Genomic DNA, 7,268 nt, shown 5'->3' with positions numbered 1-7,268 from the left:
CGACGGGCAGCGGCCACGTCGTCGCCGAATCGGGCGGGTCAGAGCATGTAGGGAATCTTGAATGCCAAGGTGAAGTCCGGCGCATCCGGGGTCAGGCCGATGCCCAGCAGGGTGACCAGCGTGGTGTGCTGGTTAAGCGCATAGGTCACGCCCAGATTCAGTGACGCCGCATTGGCGTCGCTGCCGATCACCTTCGTCCACTTGCCGCCCTGGAAGCGGGTCGAGGCACGGGCGCTGATGCGGTCGCTGAAGGACAGGCTGAGGCTGGTGCGTTCATTGAACGCAAAGGCAACACCGGCACCGAAGTACACCGAGCCGCCCAGCTTCACATCACCCGGGTTCACCGTATCCGGATTGCTGTCGATATCGTTGAACCCGCGCGGGATGGAGTGCACGTAGCCGATGTTGGCGAACAGGATCGCCGGATCAGCGGTCTTGACCATCGAGAGACCAAGGTTGGCCTGCCATACACCGTTGCCGGTGGGCTGTTCGCGCGGCACGGCGAAGCGGATGTAGTCGTCGTCATCGCGCTCGATCACCTTCCAGTCCAGGCCGTAGGGCGCGCGACCGGTTGGTGCGGTCACGCCCGCCGTCAGTACCGTCTCGGGCCGCCAGCCACGTTCCCCGAACAGCCGGTAGTTGGCGCTCAGGCCGATATCGCCCAGGCCGTTGCCATTGGTCTCTTCCTGTGCGATGGCAGCGGCTGCGCCGCCCGCCCCACCTTTCTGGTAGATCGTGCGCCGTGCCAGGTAGGGCACGTCCAGGTTGAGCGTGAGGTTCGGGCTGACGCCCCAGCGGGCGGCCAGGTTGTAGGTGAGCGAATCGGACTCCACGTTCTCGATGGCGATGTTGCCGAGGAAGATCGCGTCCAGGGCCAGGAAACCGTTGAGGGTGAGCTGCTTGCGGTCGTAGCGGGCGTAGGTGAGGCTGTTTTCGATGGTGAAACGGCGGGAGAACAGGGCCGATTGCTGCTGCTTCACATCATCCACGCTGCGCCGCGACTCCTGCTTGGCCTGCTGCGCCTCGGCCGCCGTGCTGGCGTAGCCCTCGCTGCTCGGTGGAACGGCTGGACCTGCACCGCCCTGCAGCGTCGAGCCATGCTCGACTGCCGTTGCCGGAGCAGGCGCGGTTGCCGGACCCATCGGTCCAACCCGGCCGCTCAATCGCGCCTGCATGGCCTGCACCTGCATGTCCAGTTCGCGCAATCGTCGAACTTCCTGGGCGTAGTTGCTCTTGAGCTGCTCCAGCTGGTTGGCCAAGGCCTGTACATCCGCATTGTCGTCGGCCGCCGCAGGAGGCGCGGCGAGGGCGGTGCCCGCCAGCGCCGCCAGCGCCAGCGGGGTGATCCTCAGAAGGGTATGCATGTTCGTGTCCTGCGTTGTGGAACGCGTCCCCCAATGCCGTGCCGTGTTACTGGCCCGGCCCCATGCCACGGTTCAGCGCGATTGCCTGGGCCACGTTCTGGCTCAACGGCAGGTTGCCGCCCGCGGTGTTCCTCACCAGTTCCAGCCGCAGCTGGTTGCTGGCTGCCTGGCCGTCACCGGCCAGGGCGATGCCCTGGCCGACGCTGCCATTGCGTATCCATTGCTGCACCAGTCCCTGGCCGTCCACCTGCAGCATCAGGCGCGCCTGGTTGCCGTCCAGCACCGCACTGGCACTGATACCGGCCTGCCGTGCGCTGGCCGAATGAGCGCCGTCGGACGTCGCCGCGGGCACGGCACCGTCACGCACCACCAGCGTGGTGGCGTTGCGTGCGACGTTGCCATCGCCGGCCACCTGCACGCTCTGCACCAGCCCACTGGCGTTGGCCAGGCCGCTGCTGTCGATGCTGCGGCCCTGCGTGTCCGGCAATGGTGCGTCGGCGGCGGTCACGTGCACGCTGGGCTGGAAACTCAGTTTCGGGGTGCCGCTGCTGCGGAAGTCCATGCCCAGCGTCAGCGCGCCCTGCAGCGTGGCGCCGTTGCTGGCCTGCCATTGCGAAACCATGGTCACCCCGAACCAGGCCACGGTGTTTCCGCCTACGGTGTAGCGGCCACGCATCAGGTTCAGTTCGGGATCCGGAATTTCCTTCAGGCCACGTCCTGGCGCGCCCTCCGCCGCAAGCAGGGGCAGGGCAGGGGTTGCCAGCATCAGGACCAGCAGCAAAGGGCGGCGGAACATGGCAAAGCCTCCTTCAGAACAGGTCGGCATGGCTGAAGCCGAAGTCGACCAGCTCGGCATCGGTGATCGGCCCCTGTCGCGCGAAGAGCGCGCGGGCACTGGGCCGTTCGTTGGGTTGCAGCAACACCGTGTTGCGATCGAAATCACTGCCGATCACCACGAACACGGCACGTGAGGGCCAGGCCGCCAGAAACTCCGGCAGTGCCAGGCTGCGGTTGCCGAGGATCGGGTCTGCCACTTCCACGATGCCCTCACGTACCTGCTTGAGCACCACGAAATGGCGGAAGCCGCGCACGTCCATCAGCACCAGGCCGGGAACGCGCAGTGTGCGCAGGCGTTGTTCGTCGATGCGGTAGCCACGCCCACGCATGCCCAGTGATTCCACGTAGCGCTTGATGTCGAGCAGCGAAAAGCCGCGTTCGGCCACCAGCGCCGGATCGGACACCCCCATCATCCCTTCGATGACCGTCGCCTCGTCGGTGTCCAGGTGGTAGGCGTGGCGCAGGATGGTTGCCAGCGCCGCAGCCCCGCAGCTGTAGTCGGTGTGCTGGCGTACCACGTTGCGGTAGCGCCGCTCCTGCATGCTCTCCACCTTCTGCTGCAGCAGCGCGCCATTGGGCAGTACACCACTGAAGCGCACGTCGCCCGCCCACGCAGAAGCAGTGGCCAGCAGCAACAGGCAGCAGAGCAGGCGCATCGAAAGACGGCAATGGATCATCACGGTCTCCGGCAGCAGGGGGGAGCCCCTGTCCCAAGGGGGAGGAGGAACAGGGGCTCCCGGGAACCCGGCCATTGGCGGACGGCCGGGGTGTTGCGCTTACTCGCCGCTGCCACCACCACCGCCGGTGCTGGGCTGGGCGACTGCCAGGGCAAGGCTGTTGGCCTGCAGGTTGCCGGTGCCGGACGCCACGTTCACTCCGATGTTGCCCGAGGCGCCGGAGAAGGCGCTGCCCGACAATGCCGAGGTGTTGGTGGCGTTGACGTTCACCCAGCGCGTGGTGCTGACCGTGCCGCTGAGGCTGGCATACAGGTCGGCCACGCCCAGTTCGACGAACTGGCTGGTGCCACTCTCACGCGTGTCGAAGCCCAGGCCGCCCACCCCCGGCCGGTTGGGGTTCATCGTGGCGTTCTGGATCTGGTTGTCCAGGTCGATGTGCCCGGTGCTGTTGCCACCCGGGTGTGGCAGTTCGCCATTCCAGGTATCCAGATAGTAGTTGGCCATCTGGTAGGCGTTGCCGGTGCCGCGGTAGGTGCCCGCGCCATAGGCCAGGGTCAGGCCGCTGACACCGCCACGCATGCCGACCTGCACGGTATCCGTGTAGGACTGCACGAAGCCGGCGTTGCTGACCGTGTTGCCGGTGGAGACCTGGTTCGAACTGATGCTCGACTGCGCCACCGCCGTGGTTGCTACCGAGGCCGCGAGCGCGTTCTTCTGCTCGTTGTTGTTGCCCGAAGCGATGTTCACGCCGATATTGCCGGACGCGCCGCCGAACGCATTGCCGCCCAGGCCTGCGGCGTTGGTGACGCCGGAGTTCATCGTGGCGTTGCCGAAGCCAGCCTGGTTGACGAACACCTCGGCGTCGGCCATGCCGAAGCTGAAGGACGCATCGGCAGCAGACAGCGACGCGGCGTTGTCCTGCGCGTTGTTGTCGCCCGATACCACGTTGAAGCCGAGATTGCCCGATGCACCGGCACCGACGCTGTCACCGATGGAGGCACTGTTGGTGACCAGGCTGTTGCTGGTGGCGTTGTTGCTGATCGACTGGCGGTTGTCGATCACTGCGATGGCGGCCGAGTCGAGGTCGATGTCACCGGTGATGTTCGGGTCGCCGGAGAAGTTGATATCGGTACTCAACCGCAGGTCCTTCTCCAGGTTCACGTCGACGCCGTGGTTGTTCTTTTCCTTGCGTTCGTCGGCCTGGATGTTGCTGTGTTTCTGCACATTGACGTTGACGGTGCGGTTGCGCACGTCGTTGTCGGTGTGGTTGTGCGTGTCGTTGCGGGTTTCACTGACGGTGTGGTTGTGGTTGATGTTCGCGTTGGCGTTCTGGTTGTCCCAGCCATTGGCCGCAGCGGCGGTCGAGGCAGTGGCAATCGCCATGGCGAGCATGGTCTGTTTGACGGTCGCTTTCATGGTGCCCTCTCTCTCATCAGGTGGTGCATCGGTTGGGTGGTTGTCACGGGCGGTCCTGAACGACCAGGCCGAGCACATTGGCCGTGTCGTTGCCGCTGCCCGCTATCTGATTGAGTTGCAGGACCCCGTCGAATCCCCGCAGCGCGGTGCTGGCTACACCGACGCTACGGGTGCCCGTCGCAACGCCGCGACCGGCGCCGTCCCGCCCCCCTGCCAACGCGGAACCTTCGGCGGCCAAGGCCGAGTCGTCGGTTTCGCGTATGCCCTGTCGGGCCAGCGTCGCGCTGACGACGTTGAGCGTCGTGTTGGCGATGCCGCTGGCCTGGTTGATGGATGCGATGCCGCTGGCGCCCGCCAGTGCTTCGCCGCCGATGTCGGCGCGCGCGTGCAGGGGCGCCGACAGCACCCGGTTGCCGCGCAGCAGTTGCTGGGCGCTGATGGCCACATCGGCTCGCTCGCCACTGGCGATGCCACGCAGGTTGGCCTGCTGGTTGAGGTCACCGGCTGCCTGGTTCACCGCGATCGCGCCATTGGCACCGGCCAGTGCGCGGCCCTCGATACGGGTCACATCCAGATAGGCCAGCATGCCGCTGTACTCGTCGCAGTGCGCAAGCGACGGCACCATCGCCAGCACCAGCAGCGGCAGGTACGGGCGTTTCACTTGCCACCTGCCGGGGCCGGACCCTGCAGCGGGAACTGGGCGAGGGCGCCGCGTACCGTATCGCCAATGCCGCGTGTGCTGTTGCCCACCGCGCCCAGCGGACCGCTCATGGCGGCGCCGAGGCTGCTACCGACCATGCCGTCGCTGCTGCGGCCGAGCGTGCCACCGAGCGCCTGCTGGGTGACGCGCTCGACCGTCGTCCCGCCCGGCGCCGAAGCGGCAGCGGCGTGCCCTGCACCCATGCCTGCATAGTCCTCGTCACTCAGCTCGTCCATTGCGCCGCTACCGGTACGGGTGCCAAGCGCGGCAGCGATCTCCTGCTGAGGCTTTGGATCGGCGATCAGCGCCATGCCCGGCGGTGCCATCCGGTAGGCGGGGCGCGCCGACACATCGCGCAACAGGACGATTTCGCCCGGTTGTGCCTTCACCGCTTGGCGCGCGCCGGAACCGGCCGCGTTCATGGCGACCGACAACAGGGCCAGCGCCAGGGGTGCCGCCAGGCCACGAATGAGGATGGTGCCGTCCATGCCGATCTCCCGCGGTGGGTGCGGCGGAACCACGCATCAACCGTGCCAACTGCCGGAGGTAAGCACCGCAACCGATGGCGGGGGTGCGCCGCGGTCGAGTGGCGCCAGGGCGTTACAACGGCGTGGGGAAATTGTTGGGATTGCGCAGCCCGCAGCTGCCACAGGGCAAGGCGGACGCCCGACTGTCGCATTGTTGTTACAGGTGACATCGCCGACTGCAACGGTGCCGCTTCAGCTGGCGATTTCTTGACACGCTGCTCATTGCGCTGCCGTTTAGCGCAGCGCTAGGATCCGCCCATCAAAGGCCGCCCCGGTGGCCGAAGAAGTCCCGGCGGGGGGCGGCACGCCGGTGATTGCCTGACAGTCCGCCGACGGAGTCCGGATGCTGGGGGAAGCATGGCGGCGGTCCCGGAGGCTTCAACATCGCGCTGTGTACTCTGGTTTGGCGAACCGCTGGCAAGCGAGCGCAGCGCGTTGGCGGCCGCGGGCTGGTATGTACGCAGCATCCATCCCGATCCCGGCATGGCCATCGGCCTGCGTGGGCGCGATCGACTGCTCGCAGTCGTCGATCTACGCCATATGGATGGGCCGGCGCTGCAGCTGCTGATGCCGTGGATCGAACAGCACCAGCATCTGCCCTGGCTGGCAGTGCTGCCGCCCGGCGCAGGTGCCACGCCAACGGCATGGCTGCCGCTGCTGCAGTTCTGCCTGGCGCGCTTCACGCTCCCGTTCGGCCTGCAGGACCTGGTGAGCGCGATGCGCCAGCAGTTCGATGCGGATGAACCCCCGGTTGATGGCGCGTGCAACGGGCAAGGGCCGCGCGCATTGATCGGCGAGAGTCCCGCGCTGCATGCAGTGCGCACGGTGCTGCACAAGTTCGCTCCGGTGGAGTTGCCGGTGCTGGTCACCGGTGAAACCGGCACGGGCAAGGAATTGGCCGCACACGCGCTGCATGCGTTGTCCGGACGCGCAGGCAGGCCATTCATCGCCGTCAACTGCGGCGCAATCCCGGCCAACCTCGTGCAGTCGGAGCTGTTCGGGCACGAGCGTGGCTCGTTCACCGGTGCCGACAAGCGCCAGATCGGCGTGTTTGAAACGGCCCAGGGCGGCACCGTGTTCCTCGATGAAGTGGGCGATCTGCCGGCTGAGGCCCAGACCAGCCTGCTGCGGGTGCTTCAGGAAGGCACCTTCGAGCGGGTCGGCAGCAGCCAGCCGTTGCGCGCCGACGTGCGGGTGCTTGCCGCAACCCACGTCGAGCTGGAGCATGCCGTGGCCCATGGCCGTTTCCGCAGTGATCTCTACTACCGCCTCAACGTGCTGCGGCTGCTGATGCCGCCGCTGCGCGAACGTGGTGCCGATGTGCAGCTGCTGGCCGAGCACTTCCTGCGCTGCTTCCGGTTGCGCCATACGGTGCGCGCACGCGGCTTTTCGCCGGCGGCGATCCAGGCGATGCGCCGCTTCGACTGGCCGGGCAATGTCCGCGAACTGCTCAACCGGGTGCAGCGCGCTGCGATCATGGCCGAAGGCGAGCTGATCAGCGAGCGGGACCTGGAGCTGGGCGCGCCGGTGCCGGCCCTGCCCGGCGCGATGCTGCATGATGCGCGTGGCCAGGCCGAGCGTGATGTGCTGCTTCAGACCCTGCGCCAGACCGGCTACAACGTGTCCGAATGCGCGCGCCAGATGCAGATTTCGCGGGTGACGGTGTACCGGCTGTGCCGCAAGCACCGGCTGGAGCTGCCTGCGCAGCGCTGAGCCGGGTTGACGCGGGCTGGCGCTCCGCCCACGC

At 67.1% G+C, this 7,268-nt stretch carries 7 protein-coding genes; 1 reads left to right on the top strand and 6 read right to left on the bottom strand.

Annotated elements, in window-relative coordinates:
• Nucleotides 1-38 precede the first annotated feature (38 nt).
• The 6 genes from D7T59_RS00800 to D7T59_RS00775 all read right to left on the bottom strand — a co-directional run bounded on the left by D7T59_RS00800 (nt 39) and on the right by D7T59_RS00775 (nt 5,482).
• The gene (locus D7T59_RS00800) at nt 39-1,364 is read right to left on the bottom strand and encodes a transporter (protein ID WP_180850859.1); all 1,326 of its coding nucleotides are present in this window, start codon (nt 1,362-1,364) and stop codon (nt 39-41) included.
• A gap of 46 nt (nt 1,365-1,410) precedes the next feature.
• The gene (locus tag D7T59_RS00795) at nt 1,411-2,160 is read right to left on the bottom strand and encodes a hypothetical protein (RefSeq protein ID WP_180850858.1); all 750 of its coding nucleotides are present in this window, start codon (nt 2,158-2,160) and stop codon (nt 1,411-1,413) included.
• A gap of 13 nt (nt 2,161-2,173) precedes the next feature.
• Nucleotides 2,174-2,878, bottom strand: coding sequence for a C39 family peptidase (locus D7T59_RS00790; RefSeq protein ID WP_180850857.1), 705 nt, complete (start codon nt 2,876-2,878; stop codon nt 2,174-2,176).
• 99 nt (nt 2,879-2,977) lie between these two features.
• Nucleotides 2,978-4,294, bottom strand: coding sequence for an adhesin (locus D7T59_RS00785; protein WP_106548441.1), 1,317 nt, complete (start codon nt 4,292-4,294; stop codon nt 2,978-2,980).
• Nucleotides 4,295-4,337: 43 nt separating this feature from the next.
• Nucleotides 4,338-4,919: a hypothetical protein gene (locus tag D7T59_RS00780; RefSeq protein ID WP_180850887.1), complete on the bottom strand. Its 582-nt coding sequence runs from the start codon at nt 4,917-4,919 to the stop codon at nt 4,338-4,340.
• Nucleotides 4,920-4,951: 32 nt separating this feature from the next.
• Nucleotides 4,952-5,482 carry a hypothetical protein gene (locus D7T59_RS00775; RefSeq protein ID WP_164137046.1) on the bottom strand — a complete coding sequence of 177 codons (531 nt, stop codon included), beginning with the start codon at nt 5,480-5,482 and terminating at the stop codon, nt 4,952-4,954.
• A 396-nt stretch (nt 5,483-5,878) separates the two neighbouring features.
• Between D7T59_RS00775 and D7T59_RS00770 the strand changes: the two genes are divergently transcribed.
• The gene (locus tag D7T59_RS00770; RefSeq protein WP_180850856.1) at nt 5,879-7,234 is read left to right on the top strand and encodes a sigma-54 dependent transcriptional regulator; all 1,356 of its coding nucleotides are present in this window, start codon (nt 5,879-5,881) and stop codon (nt 7,232-7,234) included.
• The last annotated feature ends 34 nt before the right edge of the window (nt 7,235-7,268 follow it).

The sequence above is a fragment of the Stenotrophomonas maltophilia genome (assembly GCF_013464915.1).
Taxonomy (GTDB): Bacteria; Pseudomonadota; Gammaproteobacteria; order Xanthomonadales; family Xanthomonadaceae; genus Stenotrophomonas; species Stenotrophomonas maltophilia_AT.
The sequence above is the reverse complement of the archived record's forward strand: the minus strand, read 5'-3'. Positions and strand labels throughout refer to the sequence as shown.

What these genes read in the sequence shown, in the direction of transcription:
- D7T59_RS00800 (WP_180850859.1), bottom strand. Translation starts at nt 1,364, where the DNA reads ATGCATACCCTTCTGAGGATCACCCCGCTGGCGCTGGCGGCGCTGGCG.
- D7T59_RS00795 (WP_180850858.1), bottom strand. Translation starts at nt 2,160, where the DNA reads ATGTTCCGCCGCCCTTTGCTGCTGGTCCTGATGCTGGCAACCCCTGCC.
- D7T59_RS00790 (WP_180850857.1), bottom strand. Translation starts at nt 2,878, where the DNA reads ATGATCCATTGCCGTCTTTCGATGCGCCTGCTCTGCTGCCTGTTGCTG.
- D7T59_RS00785 (WP_106548441.1), bottom strand. Translation starts at nt 4,294, where the DNA reads ATGAAAGCGACCGTCAAACAGACCATGCTCGCCATGGCGATTGCCACT.
- D7T59_RS00780 (WP_180850887.1), bottom strand. Translation starts at nt 4,919, where the DNA reads ATGGTGCCGTCGCTTGCGCACTGCGACGAGTACAGCGGCATGCTGGCC.
- D7T59_RS00775 (WP_164137046.1), bottom strand. Translation starts at nt 5,482, where the DNA reads ATGGACGGCACCATCCTCATTCGTGGCCTGGCGGCACCCCTGGCGCTG.
- D7T59_RS00770 (WP_180850856.1), top strand. Translation starts at nt 5,879, where the DNA reads ATGGCGGCGGTCCCGGAGGCTTCAACATCGCGCTGTGTACTCTGGTTT.